We start from the raw sequence: 19,297 nt of genomic DNA, 5'->3' as shown, positions 1-19,297 counted from the left end.
GCGTTTCGGCAGCCCTGCCCTCGGCCGGCTCGTCAGGGCTCGACCGCGAGTTCTCCCTCGCCTGCTACCAGGTGACCGGGAGCCTGCGCAGCCCATAGATGGTCATGTCGTCCCGCATCGGCACCTCCGCAGGTTCGACGGCGAGCCGCAGCGTCGGGAATCGCCTGATGAGCGCGGTGTATCCGACGCGCATCTGCATGCGGGCGAGCTGCTGACCGAGACACTGATGCACACCGTGGCCGAAGGCGAGGTGACCGCCTGCCGCCTGCGTGACGTCGAACCGATCCGGATCGGCGAACTTCTCCGGGTCGCGGTCGGCGGCGCTGAGCGAGAGAGTGACCGTGTCGCCTGCCTTGATCAGGTGGCCGTCCAGCTCGACGTCGGCCAATGCGGTCCGCGAGGGTCCGATGTGGAAGATGGTGAGGTAGCGCAGCAGCTCCTCCACGGCGTCGTCGATCAACGCCGGGTCGGTGCGCAGCCGTTCGAGCTGCTCCGGATGGCACAGCAGGGTGTAGGTGCCCAGCGACAGCATGTTCGCGGTCGTCTCGTGCCCGGCGGCCAGCAGGAGGAAGGCGATGTTGGTCAGCTCCTCGTCGGACAGGTCGTTCTCGGCCATCAGCCTGCCGAGGATGTCGTCGGTCGGCTCCCGGCGCTTGCTGAGCACGAGCCTGCGCACGAACTCGTTCACGCTGACGGCCGCCTCCTGGATCTGATCGATCGTCGAGGTCAGGGTCAGCAGCACCGCCGTGTGATGCTGAAACTCGTCGAGTTCGGAGTACGGGGCGCCGAGCAGCTCGCAGATCACCATCGAGGCGATGGGCAGGGAGAAGCTCCGCACCAGGTCGGTCGGGGCCTCCTGACGCTCCATCTCGTCGAGCAGACCCTCGACGATGTGCTCCACCCTCGGCTGGAGGCTGCGCATGCGACGCATGGTGAACTGTCCCGCGAGCAGCTGCCGGTACCTGGTGTGGTCGGGCGGGTCCAGCCGGATGAAGTTCCCCGGATCGGCGGGCGTCTGCGGCTCCTGCGCGACGATGTGCGGGAGCGAGGCGCGCATCAGGTCCTGTCGAGAGCTGAAGCGACGGTCGGCGAGTATCGCTCGCGCGGCGGCGTGGCTGGTCACCAGCCAGCCCAGATGTCCGTCCGGGTAGGTCATCCTGGCGATGGGCTGTCGCTCACGCAGCCGGGCCAGCTCGTCGGGAGGATCCAACGGGCGCTCGCGCAGCGTGGGCAGCAGCGTTACCTCGGAATGGCCTGTTGTCATACCGCGATCTCCTTCTGGCGGTCGAATGTCGAGCTGCTCCGTTTCGGTGTCGGCGAGCGGATCTCCCGTCATCGCGGGAGATCGCAGTCAGCCGATGTGTATCGAGTGGACCAGGTCCGTCGACTGCCAGGAGAAGGGCGATGTCCCATGCTCTCGGCGGCGCCGTCGCAGCGATACGAGGAATCAGGGTTCGCCTGCGGCGAGCCGAATGATCCGGCGGCCGAGCCGGTCGTCTTCCGCCGTCGTCAGTCGCACCTCGTGATGGGTGCCGACGACTGCCGGTGCCAGATCGCGGGACTCGGCATGGCCGCGATGTCGGCCGAGTATCGTGCCTGCGTCGAGCACTCTGCGTACTGTCGGGCGGCAACGCGGCATCCGAGTGATCATGATCTCGCGGTCCCCTGTCGAGACCGGTGTCGAGCTCGGCCGGTGTGTGTCTACTCGGCCGGTCGCCGGAATCAGCGGCCGCGGAATGGTGTGTCTGGTCGCTCGCCCTCGCTCGCCGCCGCCCTCGGCGGTAATGACTTCCTCCATCGCCAACCACCTGTTCGGGCAAGTCGCGGCCGCTCGTCCGAATGGATGCTACGTGGCGCCATCGAGGCGCTCCAGCATCCTTCGTGGGAATAGGGGTCACCGCACCGGAGAGACAGGGGGTCAGGTGTTCGCCGGGCCGCTGGGTGCTGCTGACTCGTGGTGCCGGGCTCGCGTCGGGAGGCCCGACGGCTGCGGTGCGGGGTGTGGAAGCGGGTGCCGACGGGTAAGACTCGGGGCGGCGGATCGTCCTGATGCCGGGTCTGTGATCGGCTGTCGGCTGTCGTCGGGGCGCGCGATCCCGGACGAGCATTCGCCGACGGCGTCGCCTGCGTCCCGCGCGGGGTCCTTTCCGCCGCACGGGAGACGAGCATCGTCGGCCTCGCCTTGGCCGACGAAGAATAGATACGAGAACACGGCGCAGTCCCCTCGGGCCAGGCACAGCCCGGCGATGTCCGCGTCCTCGACGGCGCGACGCGGGGCGCCGCCGGTGGCCAGCGGCGTGTAGCGCAGCAGTTCGTCGACGGACTGGGGGATCAGCTCCGGCCGGTCGCGGAGTTCGTTCCAGACGTCCGGATGGGACAGCAGAGCCAGGGAGGCATTGGTGAGGAAGCCGACTGTGCTCTCGTGACCGGCGGCCCACAGCATCCCCGCGATCTCGGCCAGCTCGTGCGGGGAGAGCATGCCCTCGGCAGCGCGCTGGAACCGGGCCATGAGGTGATCGCCGGTCAGGTGCACAGGGTTGGCGTACCAGTCGGTGAACGACCGGTGGTAGTCGAGCCAGGCCGTCTCGATGTCGTCACGCGAGTAGGCGGCGCCGTTGAGGCCGATGAGGGCGTCGGCGTGGAGCCTGCGCCGCAGCCGTGGTGAGAGATCGCCCAGCAGCGCGCGGCCGCTCATCTCGAACGGCAGCGGAAGTGCGATGGCGGTGTGCAGGTCCATGGGCGGACCCTGGCGGCGCAGGCGGCTCAGGAACCGTTGTGCGGCCTCGGCGGCATGCTGTCGCTGGGCGTCGGCGGCCTGCGAACTCAACGCCTGTCGGAACAGCCTGCGCAGCTCCGGCCGCTCCAGCACGGGTGTGGCGTCACCTCGGGTGCCCGGTGGTCGGAACCGCACGGCCTCCTGCCTCGGGGAGTCGTCTGCGCTCGCGGCCCGGAGGCTCATCCGAGGGTCGGCCAGACAGGCGCGGGCGACCTCGGCCTGAGTGACCAGCCAGACCGTGTCGCCGTTGCGGGTGCGTACCCGGTATCCCGGCTCGGCGGTGTCCCGCAGCCGGGTCGTCCAGGCGGGCAGTCGGTGGTCCCACCCCCTCGAAGGGCCAGATCGGAATGTCGTCGATCGGCAACATCGCCGTTCCTTTCTCCTGCTCAGCTCAGCCGGGCAGGGTGGTCGCGGCGGAGGCGGAGCTCTCCGCCGCAGTCGTCGCCGGGCGGATCAGCGCACATCCCGGGGAGGGGACGGGGCGCAGCGGGCCGCGTGCGGCGACCACCTCGCGGATGAATTCGGCGGCTCGGTGATAGAAGCTCACCGACGACGGCACACCGAGGATGCCGGCGGTGTCGACGACGAATGGCAGCTCAGCCACGACGTACCGGGCACCCTGTTCGATCTGCTCGTCGGTGAACGGGACGCTCGGCCGCCGGGACTCCAGCACGACGCGGCTGGTGTGCAGGCAGGCCCGTCGCAGTGGCGACGGTTGTGCGACCGCTGCCTCCGCCTGGCTCAGCAGGGCCCGATAGCGCGGGCATTCGGCGAACTCCGAGAGCAGGTGCCAGCGCTCGGGGGCACGTTCCAGCCCGATCTGATCCCAGGCCCGCACCACCCGGTTGCACTCTTCCCGGCTCCGCTCCTGGGTTTCCTTCTCCGAATGTCCCAATTCGAGTTGGGTGTGCACCAAAGTCGTGTCGGGAATGACGACGTCGACCTCCGCGAACCTCCGGTGTGCCCATCCCAGCAGTCGAGTCAGCAGCGCCACGCTGAGGTAGCTGCCCCGGACTGACGCTGACCAGAAGATGTTCCGTCCGTTCGCACACCCGTCGGCAGTTATCACTATTGGGTTGAACGGTGAAGTCAGAAACAGTGTGTCCTGCGGCATCCTCGGGCCTGTCGTCGCTCGCGGTGGTCGAGGTCGAGCACATTGATCTTTCCCTTCGGCTCCAGGGGAACCCGCTGCTGGGAACTCGCCGGTCAAGGATGCACCGGAATTCGAGAGTCGCAGCGATATCGATCCTTATCGCACTCGTTAGAGGCGCCATGACAGGGTGAATTGGTCGCCGGTCGGTTCTTCTGGTCGCAATGATTCGGACTGATTTCCGGAGCTTCCTTTCCTGGAAAGTGAAGTCGATCTTTATTCATGGTCGAGTCTTACGTTCGACGCGGAATGAGCCCTCCTCGGGTTCGCTGCGCGCCGGCGCCGGAATTCCTCCGACCGGCGATGCGGCCCGTCCCGATGCACGGTGGATGCCGGGTCGTCGGTCTCCTCATGGCATGTCGAGGCCGGTGCCCGCCGGGGCCCGTCCGGGTGTCTGACGTGGGCGCCCATCGAGCTACAGCGCCGCGATGCGCCTATTCCCCCGGTCGGGACGGCGGTCGAGCGTCGCAGGTGGGGGATTGACGAGTCGCAGGGCGAGCATGACGCTGAGCAACGGTCCCGCGCGGTGGCGATGTGGCGGGCGTGCTTCCCGCGGGCCTGGGCACGCCATGGCTGGGAAAGCGCTTTCTCGAGACCGGAAGGGATGATCCGCCGTCCGGTGTGGACCGGCGATGTCTGCCTGCCACCCCCTTGTGCACCGCGCCTGCCGAGAAGAACGACAAGTCGACGATGACGAGGAGATCTTCATGCACCGCAGACACCGATGGCGTCCGGGACGGCGACTGACCACCGTCTCGACAGCCCTGACCGCAGCCGTCGCTCTGATCTTCGGCCTCACCACGATGGGCGCCGCCGCTCCCGTGCCTGCGGCCGAGCCGCCCGGCGACGAGGCGTCGCCGACGGGGTCGTCTTCGGTGACGGGACCACCCACCGCGAGCAGGACGACGTCCGCCAGTCGATCGCCGTGCTCGACGGCGAGACCGGCGCGCTTCGGACCGCCGCCCCGGTGCCTGCCGACTACCTCGCAGACGGCCCGATGTACGCGCGCTTCGGCGTCGGCCACCTCGACGGCGTCACCCCGAGTCTGGTGGCGTACCTGAAGAACCGGGTGGGCAACGGTGGCTTCAACCTCGCCATCGGTGCCTGGCAGTTCGACGGCGAGGACCTGACGCAGGAGTGGAGATGGCTGCGCGGAGATCAGGACGCGCCGGACGGGCACAACACCCGCATCATCGACGTCGACGGTGACGGGAAGGACGAGATCGTCGAGATCGGATTCGTCCTCAATGGCGACGGCACCCTGCGCTACTCGCTGGCCGACGCGGGCATCGTCCACGGCGACCGCTTTCACATCGCCGACATCGATCCGCAACGGCCCGGTCTGGAGGGCTACGGCGTGCAGCAGGACAACCCCAGCGGCCTGCGCGAGTACTACTACGACGCCGCCGACGGCGAGATGATCTGGCAGCACTTCGGTGACGGCGTCGCCGACGTCGGGCGGGGCATGGTCGGCGACATCGACCCCCGCTTCCCCGGCATGGAGGTCTGGTCCTTCTCCGGCCTCTACAACGCCTCCACCGACGAGCTCACCGAACCCGACACCGGGCTGGCGCCGTGGCCGCAGCTGGGGTTGTGGTGGGACGGCGATCTCACCATGGAACTGCTCAACGACGGCAAGTTCGAGAAGTGGGACCCCGAGAACCCGAGGCCGAGCAACAGCCTGCGCCGGCTGCTGCGGAACTCCGACTACGGGGCGGTCAACGCGCACGGGGTGAACCCCGCACTCGTCGGTGACATCCTGGGCGACTGGCGCGAAGAGGTCGTCTACACCAACGCCGACCGCGACGAGCTGATCGTCTTCACGACCGACCAGCCCACCGACACGCGGCTCTACACCCTGGCCCACAACCCGGCCTACCGCAATGCCATGACCCTGCACGGTTATCTGCAGTCACATCACGTCGACTACTTCCTCGGTCACGGGATGAGCACGCCCCCGAGGCCTGCCATCTCCTACGTCGGGGAGTGACGACGACTTTGAGCGGCCGAGCCGAGCGGGATGCCCGGCCTGCTCGGTTGGTGCGCGATCCGGGGTCGTTCGAGGCGGAGCGCGCTCAGCCCGGCGGTCTCGGATCATGCCTCGTCCTGCCCCGGTCCGCAGACCTCGTGCCCTGCGGGCCTGCTCGCCGCCGCCGACGAGCGGGCGCCGAGAACGTCGCGTCATCCCTCGGAGCAGAGACCCCGGACGCTCGCCGGGACGGGCTCCGGGGTGATTCCTCGACGTCGTCGTGCGTCCGAGGCCGCCTCCATCGTCCGGACGCCGACGCAGGCCACCGCGTCCGGGACGGTGCTCAGCGCAGGCAGCGCCGCCGAGACGGCCTGCCCGTCCGATCGATCGAGGCCGTCAGACAGCCTCCGGCCGCGCTGCTGACGTCGGCAGGCGCGGCAGACCAGGCGGCCTGGAGGTCGGGATCGGGCAGCGGGAGGTAGTCGTCGGCTCGCTCGGGCAGCTCGATCAGATCGGTGCAGGCCGGCCGCATCGTCGTGATCTCGGCACGGCCCTGGGCGTCGATGCTGCGGAGCAGGTCCCCGATGCCCTGGTGATAAGGCGCCGCGAACGGGGCCTAATTCGCCCGCGACCGGCGGTGTCAGGAGAGCCCGTCGCGGATCCGGCTGATCAGCACCGCTGCCGGGCGGTTGGCGGACGCCGCCCAGGCCGCCTCGTCGTCGTCGAGTTCGGCAGCGGCGATGATCTCGTCGAGTTCGAGGTCGTGGTCCTTCGCGACGGCGGAGACGACGTCGACCAGGCCGTCTGCGGCGTCGCAGTTCGACACCGCTTCGCCCAGGTCCTCTCCGTAGGCCTGGGTAACGGCGGCCACGACTGCTTCGAGGTCGAACATGGGATCGTTCCTCCGGGTCCAGAGTTCGTGTCGTCGATGATCCGACCCTGAGCCGGGGCGGGCCGGGTCGAGGTGCCGACCCCCGGCCGGCGAGCAGCGGCTCGTGGACGGGGCGCGGCGGTGCGGGAGGCATGGGGGAGGCTCGGTCGTCGAGGCCGAGAACTCGATCATCGCGATCGTCGCACACGATGTCGACGAGCGGGAGCGTCGACGCGGTCCGGATCGTGATCCCGGCCGTGTGTCCACGATGCCGACCAGGTCCGGTGCCTGCCGGACCTACCCGCCGTCCTGCCCGTGTCTCGCCGGGGGACGGCCTGCCGGACGCCGCTGGAGCCGAAGGGACGCCGCTGGAGCCGCCGGACGCCGACTGCGCGGCGGCGCCGTCGGCGAGTCCGGGGCCGCCACGGCGCTCGGCTACGGCCGGGGTTCGGCGCTTCCCGGCCCGACGTCGACGCTCGAGAAGCGCCGCAGCCGCAGGCTGTTGCTCACCACCAGCAGCGAGGACAGCGACATGGCCGCGCCGGCGATCAACGGGTTGAGCAGGCCGAATGCCGCCAGCGGAATTCCCGCCAGGTTGTAGACGAACGCCCAGCCGAGATTGCCGTGAATGGTGCGCAGCGTCTGATGGGAGAGCAGGATCGCGTCCGCGACCACGCGGAGGTCGTCCCGCACCAGGATGACGTCGGCCGAACGCAGGGCGATGTCGGTGCCGCGCGCCATGGCCAGACCCAGGTCCGCCGTGGCCAGCGCCGGGGCGTCGTTGACGCCGTCGCCCACCATGGCCACCCGACGGCCCGCGCCCTGCAGCTCCGCGACGGCGGCCGCCTTCTCGGCGGGCAGCACGCCTGCCGACACCTCGGTGATGCCCACCTCGTCGGCGACGGCTCTCGCCGTGATCTCGGTGTCTCCGCTCAACAACAGGGTGCGCAGGCCGAGTCGGTGCAGGTGCGCGACGGCCTCGCGCGCACCCGGCCTGACCTCGTCACGAACCACCAGCAGCCCCACGACGATCTCGTCGACCGCCACGACGACGGCCGTCGCTCCGGTCCGTTGTGCGTCGGCGAGTCGCTCCGCAATAGCGGCGTCGATCGAGATGTCCTCGTCGGCGAGCAGCGACGCCCGGCCGATGAGGACTGCCCGGCCCTCGACCTCGCCGCGCGCGCCGAGACCGGGCGAGGCCGTGAAACGGTCCACCTCGGGCAGGTCGCCGAGTTCGGCGTGGGCCCGCGCCGTCACGGCCGCCGCGATCGGGTGTTCCGAGGCGCTCTCCACCGCCGCCGCGAGCCGGAGGACCTGGTCTGCCGGGAGGCTCCCGACGGGAACGATCTCGGTGAGCGTCATCCGTCCGGTGGTCACCGTCCCGGTCTTGTCCAGCACGACCGTGTCGATGCGCCTGCTGGTCTCCAGGGCCTCCGGACCCTTGATGAGGATGCCGAGCTGTGCGCCTCGTCCGACGCCCACCATCAACGCGGTCGGTGTCGCGAGCCCCAGCGCGCAGGGGCAGGCGATGATCAGCACCGACACGGCGGCCCGGAACGCCTCCGTCGTGGCATGGCCGGTGAGCAGCCAGCTGGCGAAGGTGATCGCCGTGATCACCAGCACCACGGGGACGAAGATCGCGCAGATCCGGTCGGCCAGCCGTTGGATGCGGGCCTTGCCCGCCTGCGCGCGCTCGGCGAGCGCACTCATCTGCGCGAGCTGCGACCGGGCACCGACCGCGGTGGCCTGCACCACGAGCCGCCCGCTGAGATTGATGGTCCCGCCGACCACCCTCGTCTCGGGGCCGACCTCGGCGGGCACCGACTCGCCGGTGATCGCACTGGTGTCCACAGTGGACAGGCCGCGTTCCACCCGGCCGTCGGCGGCGATCTTCTCGCCGGGGCGCACGATGAACAGGTCGCCGACGGCGAGCGCGCCGATCGGGACGACGGTCTCCACTCCCGCGCGCAGCACGCGGACGTCCTTGGCGGCGAGCCCGTCCAGCGCAGTCAGCAGGTCGACCGCACGGTGGCGGGACCGCATCTCGAAGTAGCGACCGGCCAGCAGGAACGTCGTCACCCCGGCCGCGACCTCCAGGTACACCGCGTCCGCACCGGCGGCCGTGGTGCCGAAGCCGAGCCAGTAGCCCGGTTCGGCGGAGCCGCCCAGCAGCAGCGAGAAGACCGACCAGCCGTAGGAGGCGAGCACGCCGAGGGACACCAGCGTGTCCATCGTCGACGAACCGTGCCGCAGCGCTTGCAGGGCAGCGCGGTGGAACGGCGCCGCAGACCAGAAGACGACCGGGGTGGCGAGCAGCAGGCACAGCAGCTCCCAGTAGGGAAACCGCAGCTCGGGCACCAGCGCGAGTGTGATGGCGATGTTCCCGAGCGGCACCGCGAGCAACGCCGCCACCGCCAGCCGCCGCCGAAGCTCCCTGATCTGCCGGGCCCGGGACTGCCGCTGTTCGGCATCGCCCGGCGCCTGCCGCACCGTCGCCTGGTAGCCCGCGCGTTCGACCACGGCGAGGAGTCCCTCGGGCGTCACCGCCGACGTGTGGTGCACCACCGCACGCTCGGTCGCGAAGTTTACCGAGGCGCGGGCACCGTCGACCTTGTTCAGGGCTCGTTCCACGCGGGCGGCGCAGGCTGCGCAGGTCATCCCGCCGAGGATCAGCTCGACGCGCTGCTCGGCGGTGTCGGGGGGTCTGGTGTGGGCGGACATGGCTCTCCGTCATTCCGGTGGCTGCTGTCGGTGGTGACGGCGACAGGACCGGACCGAGAATGCGCTCGCACAGTACGCCGCCTGCCGCGCGCCGGAAGCAGCCCCTGCCGGTCGGACTCCTCGGGAACCGGGCGGCCTCGCCGTCCGACTACCTGCACGGTGACGGTGACAGCCGCCGGTGACGGCGTGGATCGACGAGGAGGTGAGGCAGGCGGCGGACGGCGGCCTTCGCGCCGGTGTGAGGCTGCGCCCGAGGGCATGGGCCGTGACGGCGACCGCCCCGGTGATGACCGCCGCAGTACTGACCGACTCGCTGACGGCCGACTCGCTGACGGCCCCGAGCTGCGGGCTCGCGCCGCGACGGCTGTTTCCGACGACACCGCGTGGAATCGCCGGTGACGAAGGAGCCCGCCGTCGGCCGCACCGCCGCACTGATTCTGGCGGCGGCCGAGACGTCCGCCGCCGTGATCACCCGACTTCCCTGGATCGGCCCGCACCGGGCGGCTCGCTGGAATCGGGACTGCGGCGGACACCCGATTCGACCACGCCGCAGCCCACTCCCGACGGAGACGAGTCCGGCGGCCCGCGTCGCGGCGCCGGGATCGTGGAGGTGCCGGGCCGAGATGACCGGGCCCGACCACGGCCACCTGGGCCGTCCCGAGGGTCACCAGCGCCGTTCACTGGGGCAGGGCTCGGGCGATCGGGGCGGCCTAGGCGTCCGTCGTGGACAGTCGACCGGCCGAGTTCCCCTGCGGCGCAGAGTTCTCCGCTTCCCGCCGGGTGAGCACCAGCGGGGCGCCCTCGGTGACGGCCACCGTGTGCTCGGAGTGAGCCGTGCGCGAGCCGTCCGCCGACCGGATGGTCCAGCCGTCGGGGTCGTAGACGATCCGGTCGGTCGTCCTGGCGAACCAGGGTTCGAGGGCGAGGGTCAGCCCCGGCCGGAGCTTCATGCCTCGGCCCGCCCGGCCCTTGTTGGCGACGTGGAGATCCTCGTGCATGGTGCGGCCGATGCCGTGACCACCGAACTCGGTGTTGACCGGATAGCCGTGGGCGGCTGCCACCGCCCCGATCGCCGCCGAGATGTCGCCCAGGCGGTTGCCCGGCCGCGCCGCCTCGATCGCCGCCGCCAACGCCTCCTCGGTGGCGCGGATGAGTCGCAGGTCCTCCTCGGCTGCGGTTCCGACGATGATCGTGCGCGCCGAGTCCGCCGCCCAGCCGTCGATGGTGACCGCGAGATCCGCACTGAGCACGTCCCCGTCGCGCAGGGTGTAGTCGTGGGGCAGGCCGTGCAGGACGGCGTCGTTGACGGACAGGCAGATGACGTTGCGGAACGGGCCCTTGCCGAAGGACGGGGTGTAGTCCCAGTAGCACGACTCCGCCCCGCGCCGGGTGATCATGCCGCGCACGTGGTGCTCTAGGTCCAGGAGGTTGACGCCCACGTCGGCGAGCCTGGCGACCTCGGAGAGCACCTCGGCGACGAAACGCCCGGCCACCTGCATGCGTCCGATCTCCGCAGGCGTCTTCAGTTCGATCACGATTGCCTCACGTCACAGGGTATTGGTATTATTATACCGGCACCCTAGCACCTACCGGTATAATAATACCAACCATATCCTGGGGGCATGGTCCGTCAACCGCTCACGTCCGAGCAGCTCGAAGCAGGCAGACGTCTCGGCGCCCTGCTGCGCCGCGCGCGAGCGGGACGGGACCTGGCGGAAGTCGCACAGGCGGCGGGCATCTCGCCGGAGACCCTGCGCAAGATCGAGACCGGCCGGCTGCCGTCCCCGGGATTCGGCACGATCGTCTGCCTGGGCGAGGCGCTCGACGTGCCGGTTCAGGACCTGGCGGCGACCTGGCGCGGCACCGACCTGCCGTTGGAGGCCGTCTCGTAGTCGCCGTCTCTGCCGCCCGCGATGCCGCCGCCCCCGTCGCACGGCCGGCGCGATGCCAGTGCCGCCGCCATGGTCCGGCCGTGCCCGGGACGCCGGTCAGTCTCGTCGGTCGGCCAGCGCCGCGAGCATCGCGTTGTAGGAGTCCAGGTTGTTCCCGTCGCCGCGCGCCGCACCCTCCCGACGATCGTGTCGACGCGAGTCCTGCTCGTCTTGTCGGGACCACTGGACGAGCAGGGCGATGAGCACGAGCACCATCGGCACCTCGCCCGCGACCCAGGCGATCGCCCCACCGAGATGCTGATCGGCGAGCAGGTCGGGCACCCAGCCCACGTCGAGAGAGCGGTAGTACATCTCGCCGATCAGCGTCGGCCTGCTCATCAGCAGCACCCCGAAGAACGCGTGGAACGGCATCGCGGCGAACAGCATGCCCAGCCTGGCCAGATGCGGCAGTGGCCGAGGCGGCCGGTCCACGCCGATGACCAGCCAGTAGAAGACGTAGCCGGACACCAGGAAGTGGACGGTCATCAGCTGGTGCGCCCAGTGCTCCGGCATCGCCTCGCCGAAGAGGCCGGTGAAGTACAGCCCGAAGAGCGAGCCGATGAACACCACGGAGGCCGTCACGGGATGCAGCAGCAGCCGGGCTGCCCTGGAATGGGACAGCGACACCAGCCATTCCCTCGGCCCCGGCGGGCGTCCCTCGCCTGCGGCGGGCAGGGCGCGCAGCGCGAGCGTGATCGGTCCGCCCAGCACCAGCAGCACCGGAGCCAGCATGTTCAGCGTCATGTGCGTGGCCATGTGGATGCTGAAGGCGCCGGGGGCGAACCGACCGAGCCCGGACGACGTCGCGACCAGGACGACCAGACAGCCGCCGATCCAGGCCACGGTGCGCCCGACCGGCCAGCGGTCGCCTCGGCGTCGCAGCCTGCGCGCCCCGAACAGGTAGAGCACCAGCGCGGCCAGCGCCCCGACGCCGACCACCAGGTTGAGCCGCCAGCCCAGCACCATGCTCGCGAGGTCGGGTGCGGCGGTCAGCTCGTAGCCGATCAGCGTCTCCATGATCGACGCGGGATCGGAGAAGAACGCGGGCAACACGAGTCGGCTCAGCGCGGCGGACACCCCGGCGGCCAGTCCCAGCACGACCACCTCGATCAGGAGCAGCCGGGCCACCGGTCGTCGGTCGTCGGCCAAGGAGGGCCGAAGCCACCGCCGTCGCAGGACGACCACGATCGCGGCGAGTCCGACCAGGACGAGGGCCTTGACGATGATCAGCAGTCCGTAGCCGGTGCTGAGCAGGCCGGCAGGCCGGGCCCCGATCAGGCCGCTGATCACTCCCGAGCCGCCGAGGATGACGAGGCAGCCGAGGGAGAGGCGGTGGTAACGCCGGATCGCCAGGTCCTGACGGGCTCCGCCGCGACGCACATGCAGCAGCAACGCGACCAGCGTGCCCAGCCAGAGTGCCGCCGCCACCGCGTGCCACAGCATCGCGTTGGTCGCCACGTCGTGCCAGACACCCACGGCGGCATGCCCGACGACGACCGGTGCGAGCACGCCGAACGCGGCGACCACGAGCAGCAGCACGCTCGGGCGCCAGGACAGCGTCCAGCGCGCACCCACGGCCACGAAGACCGCGCAGAACAGCACGAACACCCACGCCTTCGGCTCCTCGAGCGCGTCGACGAGGCCCCACAGGACGGCAGGCTCCGCCATCCTGGCCACCGGTCGACCGGCGACGTCAGCCGCGCTGAACGGGACGAGCAACACCGCCGCCCCCGCCCAGCAGACCGCCGCACGACCCGCCGTCCGCAGCGCGGCATAGCCGTCGGCGGTCACGGTGCCCGTCGGCGCGGACGGCGTGCAGAAGGCGGCGAACACCAACGAACCGAGGCAGACCGCGCCCGCGAGCCGGGCCGACAGCCGTAGCAGCGTCGCGCCCAGCGAGGTGATCAGGCCGGGGTCCTCGTCACCGAGCGGCGCGTGCACGTCACCGGCGAGAGCCACGGTCACCGCGACGACGGCCACGGCGATCACCACCGAAAGCGTCAGGCCGCCACGGATCAGGCGGCGGGTTCCCAGATCTGGTCTGTCACGTCTCTGCACGCTCCAGAGGTCGGCCCGTCCGCCCGGATGGTTCCCTGCCCTGCCGAGGGATTGCACCGGGCAGGCAGGCAGCCGTCGCCCCCCGCGGCCGAGGGCCAGGTCAGCCGCCTGCCCGTGCCGGGGAGAACGGCTCGGCCGACCAGGCGGCGGAGACCCTTCTCACGCCCGGCGTCGTCGACGCGGCCTCCGCTTCAGTCGTCCACAGTCGGCGGGAACTTCGATCCGCACCGGCCCGACCGATTCAAGGACGTCTCGCGACCGCTGTCGCGAGGTGCGGCGACGGCAGAGGAGGAGACGACCGTGGTGACTCGGCGAAGGCTGATCGCCGTGGCGGCGGCGGCGGTGCTGGCGGCCTCGGCGGGCTGTGCGAACACGGTTTCGGAGACCCCGCCTGTGGGTGCTGCGGCGCAGCAGAGCCCGGCGGGCTACCCCGTGGTGATCGAGAACTGCGGCGAGGAGTACACCTTCCCCGCACCGCCCGAACGCACCGTCGTGATGAACGGCGGCTCGGTCGCCGAGGTCTCCTCGATGCTGGCGCTGGGGCTGGGCGATCGGATCGTGGCCAACGCGCAGGACTACGGGGCCTCGGAGGTCGACGGTCGGCAGCAGGAGATCGAGGCGCTGTCGACCGGCGGCCTCGCACTGAACGAGTCGGGCGACATCCCGCGCGAGGCGATGCTCGCCCTGCGGCCGGACTTCGTGCTCGCCACCTACGACGGTGGCTTCTCCGCCGACCTGGGGCATGCGACCAGGGACGAACTGCGGCGGCTCGGCGCGAACAGCTATGTCCCGGCCCGAAGCTGCGGCCCGACGGGCACGGTCGACGGCGAACCGGTCATTGAGGACGGCTACGAGCTGATCACCGACCTCGGCACGATCTTCGACGTCCCGGAGCGGGCCGAGGAGGTCATCGCGCAGTCGCGCGCGGCGATCGCGGAGATCGAGGCCCAGGTGGCGGGGGCGGCGGAGAAGAACGTCCTCGTCTTGTTCGTCGGCATGAGCATGGGCTCGGGCGGACTCGGCGACGTCGGAGCCACCGGAATCTGGAACGACGTCCTGGCTCGGGCGGGCGCGGTGAACGCCTTCGGCGACGCCTCCGAGGGCATGTTCGCCGACGTGAGCCGGGAACATGCCGCTCAGGCCGCCGTCGACGGCGTGGTCATCGTGAGCTACCGGCACCCCGACCCGGAGTCGGAGGCACGCAGGCTGTTCGACGAGTTCCCCCAGTGGGCGGCCGCGCGCGACGAGGACTTCGTGGTGCTGTCGGACTCGATCTACCTGGGTCCGAGCAACGCCGAGGCCGTCGAGGCGATCGCGCGCATGGCGCATCCCGAAAGGTTCTGAGATGGCCGAGCGCCGAGGCACGGCGCCGTTCGGTCGGGTTCCGCTGGTTCCACTGGCCGCGGGCCTGCTGATCGTCCTCGCCGTCACGATGCTCGTGGCGATCGGCATCGGTTCCGTCCACATCGGACTTGCGGACACCTGGCGCGTGATCGTCGACCGCCTCACGGGTCGACCGCCCGCCGACGTCGTCGACGACCAGATCCTGTGGGGCTACCGGGTGCCGAGGGTCTTGTTGGCCGCGCTGTGCGGGGCGGGCCTGTCGGTGGCGGGCGTCGTCCTGCAGGCCGTCGTCGCCAACCCGTTGGCCGATCCCTACCTCCTGGGCATCTCCTCGGGTGCCTCAGTGGGCGCGGTCCTGGTGATGACGATCGGGACCGGCGTGTTCGCCGGACTCGCGGGCCTCGGCGTCACCGGCGCCGCCTTCCTCGGCGCGCTGCTCGCGGTGGTCCTGGTCTTCGCGCTCGGCCAGCGCGGCGGCAGGCTGGTGCCGACCCGACTGGTGCTCTCGGGCGTCGCGGTCGGCTACCTGCTGGCCGCCGTCACCAGTTTCGTCCAGTTGCAGGCGAATCCGAACGAGCTGCGCCGGGTGATGTTCTGGATGCTGGGCAGCGTCGCGGGCGCGCAGTGGGAGCAGCTGCCCCTCACCGCCGCCATCGTCCTGGCGAGCACCGGGCTGCTCGTCCTCTACGGCAGGCGACTCAACGCGCTGGTCACCGGCGAGGAGTCGGCCACCGCGCTGGGCGTGGACGTGTGGCGACTGCGCATCGGCCTGCTGATCACCGCATCGCTGATCACCGCCTCGCTGATCTCGGTCGCAGGCGGCATCGGCTTCGTCGGCCTGATGATCCCGCACCTGGTGCGGCTGGCCTTCGGCGTCGATCACCGACGCCTCCTGCCGCTGTCGGCCTTGATCGGCGCGTCCTATCTGGTGCTGGTCGACCTGCTCTCCCGCGTCGTCGATCCGCCCAACGAACTGCCGCTGGGCATCGTCACCGCCGTCTTCGGCGCGCCGTTCTTCGTCTGGCTGATTCGGCGTGGCCGAGGATGGGATGCCGCATGAGACTGCAGCTGACCGGGGTGGACCTCTCCATCGGCGACGATCGGATCGTCCACCAGGCCGGTTTCGACGTGGTTTCGGGCTCCTTCGTCGGGCTGGTGGGCCCGAACGGCAGCGGCAAGACGACCCTGCTGCGCTCGGTCTACCGCTCGCTGCGGCCCGACGCGGGCGTCGTCCGCGTCGGCGACGACGACGTCTGGCGGCTGGCTCCGCGCCAGGCGGCCCGCCGTACGGCTGCGGTGCTGCAGAGCGACTCCTCCCCGGCCGGGCTGACCGTCGCCGAGGTCGTCGCGCTCGGGCGGACTCCGCATCACGGCCTCCTCGAACGTCCTGGCTCCCGGGATCGGGAGGTCGTCCTGGACGCCATGACCAGGACGGCGACGGCCGACTTCGCCGATCGGGCGTTCGGGACGCTGTCCGGCGGCGAGCGTCAACGCGTGCTGGTCGCCAGGGCGCTCGTCCAGGAGCCTCGGCTGCTGATCCTCGACGAGCCGACCAACCACCTGGACATCCGCGCCCGCTTCGAACTGCTGGCCCTGGTGCGCACGACGGGGGTCACCACCCTGGCGGTGCTGCACGAGCTGGAGATGGCGGCGCGGACCTGTGACGAGCTGGTGGTCCTCGACCGGGGTCGGATCGTGGCGGTCGGCCCCGTCCTCGACGTGCTCACCCCCGCCATGCTCCGCTCGGTCTTCGGCGTCAACGCCGAGGCGCAGCGCCATTCCGACGGGGTGGTGCGCATTCACTATGCCGCCCAGCCGCTCGCGGGTGCCCGAGACGCTGCGGAGCAGGCGGCAGACCCGTCCGCCCGCCGAGCCGGTCCGCCCGGCTGATTCGTCGCAGGCGTGCCCGGCCGGTCGCGGCGTGCCGAGCCGACCCGGTGAGGACAGGCGGGGGAGGGCGGCGGTCTCGTCCAGTCCCGGCGTGCCGGGCGGGATGCCGGGGACCAGAAGACGGCAGGGGGCACCGTTTCTCTCGTCCGACGTGTGCGACGGGTGTCGTCAGCCGGTCTCGTGGGCCTGCCCACGGGCCTGGAGCAGGTCGTCCCTGGCCCGTGCCACCCGCGAGCGGATGGTGCCGACCTCGCAGTCGCAGACCTTCGCGGCCTCCGCATAGGACAGCCCCAGTATCTGGGTGAGCACGATCGCGGAACGCCGGGACTCGTCGAGCGAGTCCAGGAGCACGTTGAGTTCCACGATGTCCTCGAAGCCTGCCGAGCGCCTGCGCCGACGTGCGGCATCGCTTTCGGCGGCCTGCTGCCAGTCGACCTCGTGGGAGACCCGTGGGCGGGCGGCGCGTGACCTGATCCGGTCCACCACCACGCGGCGGGCGATCGAGATCAGCCAGGTGCGGGAGGAGGATCGCGCGGCGAAGCTCGGCAGCGAGGTGAACGCCCGCAGGTAGGTCTCCTGGGTCAGGTCGTCGGCGCTGCCGGGACCGTCGAGGTGGGCGAGGAACCGCCAGACGTCGGCCTGTGTCGCGCGGACCCATGCCTCCAGGGCTGCTCGGTCGCCTCGACCGGCGGAGAGTGCGAGCGCGGTGATCTGTTCTTCGCTCAGTCGATCACCCTTGCGAGTCACGGGCCTCACAGTAGCCGAGGTGCGCGCGAGCGGGTTCACCTGAGCCGACGACAATCAGCGCCATGAACTGTGCGAAGTACCGGGAGGCTCTGTCGGCACACCTCGACGGCGAGGCCGACGTCCTGCCGGAGTCGGAGGTCGCCGGGCACGTCCACAGTTGTTCCTCCTGCCAGGCCTGGGAGCGCGCCGTGACGGAGATGCGTCGCTCGATGCACGTCCGAGCCGCGCCCGCCGTCCCCGATCTCACCGCCCGGATCATGACGATCGCGCCGCCTGCGGCCCCTCGGCTGCCGGTGCGTCGCATCCTCCTCGGCCTCGTCGCGATCGCCCAGATCGTGCTCGGGGCCGTCCAGCTGATCGGCGGCGGCGACCACGGGCACGTCGCACACGAGTCGGGTCTCATGGCGGGACACCTGATCAACGAGAGTGCCGCGTGGAATCTCGCGCTCGGGATCGGCCTGCTCTGGGCTGCGGTGCGGACGCGGGCGGCGGCCGGTCAGCTGCCGATGCTCGGCGGGTTCGCCGTGGTGCTGGCGCTGGTCTCGATCGGCGACCTCATGGCGGGTCTGGCCACCCCGGAGCGGGTGCTCTCGCACGGCCTGGTGTTCGTCGGGGTCATCCTGTTGATCGTCGTCTACCGAGGACACCGTGGGGCGGGACTGCCGGGCCCGGCGGGCACCGGAGACTCGGACGCGGGGGGCCTGCCGGTCTCGCTGCCGGACGCGGTCGGCCTGGTGCGCGGTGTGGACGGGCCGTCGCGAGCCCAGGCCCGCGCAGGCTTGGCGGCCGAACTCGACCGCGCCGCGTGACCCGCGTGCGGCAGCGCGGACTGATCGGCGGAGTCAGATCGGGATCGTAGAGTCCGGGCCATGAACCCGATCGTCGTGCTGGACGCGCCGTCCAACCTCGGTCTGCGCATGCCTGCTCCCGGTGTCCTGCCCGGCTGTTACAAGCTCGCGGGCGTGCTCCGCGATCACGGGCTGCTCGGGCGGATCGGCGCGGGCGACGCGGGCTACGTGGTCCCGCCGAGGTATGACGTCTCGGACTGGTCGCCGGGCGACGGACTCTTCAACGGCGCCGCGATCGCCGAGTACACCGCACGCCTGGCCGAGCGCATCGCACGGCAGCTGGATCGAGGAGAGTTCCCGTTCGTGCTCGGCGGCGACTGCAGCATCCTGTTGGCGCCGATGCTCGCCCTGCGCCGTCGCGGCCGGTACGGGCTCGCGTACTTCGACGGCAGCGCGGACTTCCTCCGACTGGCGCAGGCGGGCCGGTCCGGCGCGGCGGCGGGCGAGACGCTCGCCCTGGCCACCGGCCGGGGCCGGGCCGACGTCACCGACATCGACGGGCTCGGACCCTACGTCCGGGACGGCGACGTCGTCGTGCTCGGCAACCGGGACGACGACGAGGACGTGCCGAACCTGGCCGAGGCCGGGATCGCCTGCTGGACGGCACCGCAGATCCAGGCAGCGGGGCCCGCTGCGGTGGCCGCGCGAACCCTGGAGCGGTTCGACGGTCTGGACGGATTCTGGGTGCACCTCGACGTCGACGTGCTCGACATCGAGGTGCTTCCCGCGGTGGACGCTCCCGACCCCGGCGGCCTGCAGTACGGCGAACTGCTCGACCTGCTGCGCCCGATGCTCGCCGACGAGCGCTGCGTGGGCCTCCACGTGACGATCTACGACCCGGACCTCGACCAGGACGGCCGCTACGGCGCCGAACTCACGGACGCGATCGTCATGGCCTTCGCGGACAGACCGGTCTAGGGGGACCGGGGCGGCGCGCGGTCGCGCGATGCTCAGGGTGGTGAGCACGGACCCTCGATGCCGACCAGCCGGGA

At 70.9% G+C, this 19,297-nt stretch carries 17 protein-coding genes; 7 read left to right on the top strand and 10 right to left on the bottom strand.

Features of this window, described 5'->3' with window-relative positions; all coding sequences use genetic code 11:
* Positions 1 to 64: 64 nt before the first annotated feature.
* The 4 genes from UA74_RS17285 to UA74_RS17275 form a co-directional block, all read right to left on the bottom strand.
* Positions 65 to 1,264, bottom strand: a complete 1,200-nt coding sequence (locus tag UA74_RS17285; RefSeq protein WP_075743925.1) for a cytochrome P450 — start codon at positions 1,262 to 1,264, stop codon at positions 65 to 67.
* 183 nt (positions 1,265 to 1,447) lie between these two features.
* Positions 1,448 to 1,609, bottom strand: a complete 162-nt coding sequence (locus tag UA74_RS32025; RefSeq protein WP_157434268.1) for a hypothetical protein — start codon at positions 1,607 to 1,609, stop codon at positions 1,448 to 1,450.
* Between the two features lie 309 nt (positions 1,610 to 1,918).
* On the bottom strand, positions 1,919 to 2,911 hold the full coding sequence (locus tag UA74_RS17280) for a cytochrome P450 family protein (RefSeq protein ID WP_157434267.1): 993 nt from the start codon (positions 2,909 to 2,911) through the stop codon (positions 1,919 to 1,921).
* 256 nt (positions 2,912 to 3,167) lie between these two features.
* Entirely contained in the window at positions 3,168 to 3,890 is a 723-nt protein-coding gene (locus UA74_RS17275) for a tRNA-dependent cyclodipeptide synthase (protein ID WP_083683283.1), read from the bottom strand.
* 961 nt (positions 3,891 to 4,851) lie between these two features.
* Between UA74_RS17275 and UA74_RS17270 the strand changes: the two genes are divergently transcribed.
* Complete coding sequence (locus UA74_RS17270; RefSeq protein WP_198042755.1) at positions 4,852 to 5,916, top strand: rhamnogalacturonan lyase family protein; 1,065 nt, start codon at positions 4,852 to 4,854, stop codon at positions 5,914 to 5,916.
* Positions 5,917 to 6,238: 322 nt separating this feature from the next.
* Here UA74_RS17270 and UA74_RS17265 read toward each other — a convergent pair whose 3' ends face one another.
* The 4 genes from UA74_RS17265 to map form a co-directional block, all read right to left on the bottom strand.
* Positions 6,239 to 6,427 (bottom strand): hypothetical protein, encoded by a 189-nt coding sequence (locus UA74_RS17265; protein WP_075741193.1) that lies wholly within the window; start codon positions 6,425 to 6,427, stop codon positions 6,239 to 6,241.
* A 108-nt stretch (positions 6,428 to 6,535) separates the two neighbouring features.
* Positions 6,536 to 6,787, bottom strand: a complete 252-nt coding sequence (locus UA74_RS17260) for a hypothetical protein (RefSeq protein WP_075741192.1) — start codon at positions 6,785 to 6,787, stop codon at positions 6,536 to 6,538.
* 414 nt (positions 6,788 to 7,201) lie between these two features.
* Positions 7,202 to 9,487, bottom strand: a complete 2,286-nt coding sequence (locus UA74_RS17255) for a heavy metal translocating P-type ATPase (protein WP_075741191.1) — start codon at positions 9,485 to 9,487, stop codon at positions 7,202 to 7,204.
* 710 nt (positions 9,488 to 10,197) lie between these two features.
* Positions 10,198 to 11,022, bottom strand: a complete 825-nt coding sequence (map, locus tag UA74_RS17250) for a type I methionyl aminopeptidase (RefSeq protein WP_075741190.1) — start codon at positions 11,020 to 11,022, stop codon at positions 10,198 to 10,200.
* 87 nt (positions 11,023 to 11,109) lie between these two features.
* Here map and UA74_RS17245 point away from each other — a divergent pair, with 87 nt between their 5' ends.
* Positions 11,110 to 11,379, top strand: a complete 270-nt coding sequence (locus UA74_RS17245) for a helix-turn-helix domain-containing protein (protein ID WP_075764903.1) — start codon at positions 11,110 to 11,112, stop codon at positions 11,377 to 11,379.
* A gap of 96 nt (positions 11,380 to 11,475) precedes the next feature.
* Here the strand turns inward: UA74_RS17245 and UA74_RS17240 are convergent, their stop codons facing one another.
* Positions 11,476 to 13,407, bottom strand: a complete 1,932-nt coding sequence (locus UA74_RS17240; protein WP_232237298.1) for a bifunctional copper resistance protein CopD/cytochrome c oxidase assembly protein — start codon at positions 13,405 to 13,407, stop codon at positions 11,476 to 11,478.
* A 369-nt stretch (positions 13,408 to 13,776) separates the two neighbouring features.
* On the opposite strand from UA74_RS17240, the gene UA74_RS17235 reads away from it, so the two are divergent.
* From UA74_RS17235 to UA74_RS17225, 3 genes are read left to right on the top strand one after another with little or no spacing between them, the layout of a single operon-like run.
* Complete coding sequence (locus tag UA74_RS17235) at positions 13,777 to 14,820, top strand: ABC transporter substrate-binding protein (protein WP_198042754.1); 1,044 nt, start codon at positions 13,777 to 13,779, stop codon at positions 14,818 to 14,820.
* 1 nt (position 14,821) lies between these two features.
* A complete protein-coding gene (locus UA74_RS17230; RefSeq protein WP_198042753.1) occupies positions 14,822 to 15,880 on the top strand; it encodes a FecCD family ABC transporter permease in 1,059 nt (352 codons plus the stop codon).
* Positions 15,877 to 16,710, top strand: a complete 834-nt coding sequence (locus UA74_RS17225; RefSeq protein WP_075764901.1) for an ABC transporter ATP-binding protein — start codon at positions 15,877 to 15,879, stop codon at positions 16,708 to 16,710. Before UA74_RS17230 ends, UA74_RS17225 begins: the two co-directional genes overlap by 4 nt.
* A 168-nt stretch (positions 16,711 to 16,878) precedes the next feature.
* On the opposite strand, the gene UA74_RS17220 is transcribed toward UA74_RS17225, so the two are convergent.
* Positions 16,879 to 17,457: a sigma-70 family RNA polymerase sigma factor gene (locus tag UA74_RS17220; protein ID WP_075743921.1), complete on the bottom strand. Its 579-nt coding sequence runs from the start codon at positions 17,455 to 17,457 to the stop codon at positions 16,879 to 16,881.
* A gap of 62 nt (positions 17,458 to 17,519) precedes the next feature.
* Here UA74_RS17220 and UA74_RS17215 point away from each other — a divergent pair, with 62 nt between their 5' ends.
* Positions 17,520 to 18,266, top strand: a complete 747-nt coding sequence (locus UA74_RS17215; RefSeq protein WP_157434266.1) for a zf-HC2 domain-containing protein — start codon at positions 17,520 to 17,522, stop codon at positions 18,264 to 18,266.
* Between the two features lie 60 nt (positions 18,267 to 18,326).
* A complete protein-coding gene (locus UA74_RS17210) occupies positions 18,327 to 19,223 on the top strand; it encodes an arginase family protein (protein WP_075741186.1) in 897 nt (298 codons plus the stop codon).
* The last annotated feature ends 74 nt before the right edge of the window (positions 19,224 to 19,297 follow it).

Origin of the sequence: Actinoalloteichus fjordicus, assembly GCF_001941625.1 — a bacterium.
GTDB lineage: Bacteria > Actinomycetota > Actinomycetes > Mycobacteriales > Pseudonocardiaceae > Actinoalloteichus_A > Actinoalloteichus_A fjordicus.
This window is presented reverse-complemented; position numbering and strand designations above follow the sequence as displayed.

Coding starts and splice junctions, on each gene's coding strand:
- UA74_RS17230 (WP_198042753.1), top strand. CDS start 14,822: ATGGCCGAGCGCCGAGGCACGGCGCCGTTCGGTCGGGTTCCGCTGGTT.
- UA74_RS17265 (WP_075741193.1), bottom strand. CDS start 6,427: ATGCGGCCGGCCTGCACCGATCTGATCGAGCTGCCCGAGCGAGCCGAC.
- UA74_RS17210 (WP_075741186.1), top strand. CDS start 18,327: ATGAACCCGATCGTCGTGCTGGACGCGCCGTCCAACCTCGGTCTGCGC.
- UA74_RS17215 (WP_157434266.1), top strand. CDS start 17,520: ATGAACTGTGCGAAGTACCGGGAGGCTCTGTCGGCACACCTCGACGGC.
- UA74_RS17255 (WP_075741191.1), bottom strand. CDS start 9,487: ATGTCCGCCCACACCAGACCCCCCGACACCGCCGAGCAGCGCGTCGAG.
- UA74_RS17285 (WP_075743925.1), bottom strand. CDS start 1,264: ATGACAACAGGCCATTCCGAGGTAACGCTGCTGCCCACGCTGCGCGAG.
- UA74_RS17260 (WP_075741192.1), bottom strand. CDS start 6,787: ATGTTCGACCTCGAAGCAGTCGTGGCCGCCGTTACCCAGGCCTACGGA.
- UA74_RS17245 (WP_075764903.1), top strand. CDS start 11,110: ATGGTCCGTCAACCGCTCACGTCCGAGCAGCTCGAAGCAGGCAGACGT.
- UA74_RS17225 (WP_075764901.1), top strand. CDS start 15,877: ATGAGACTGCAGCTGACCGGGGTGGACCTCTCCATCGGCGACGATCGG.
- UA74_RS17275 (WP_083683283.1), bottom strand. CDS start 3,890: ATGCCGCAGGACACACTGTTTCTGACTTCACCGTTCAACCCAATAGTG.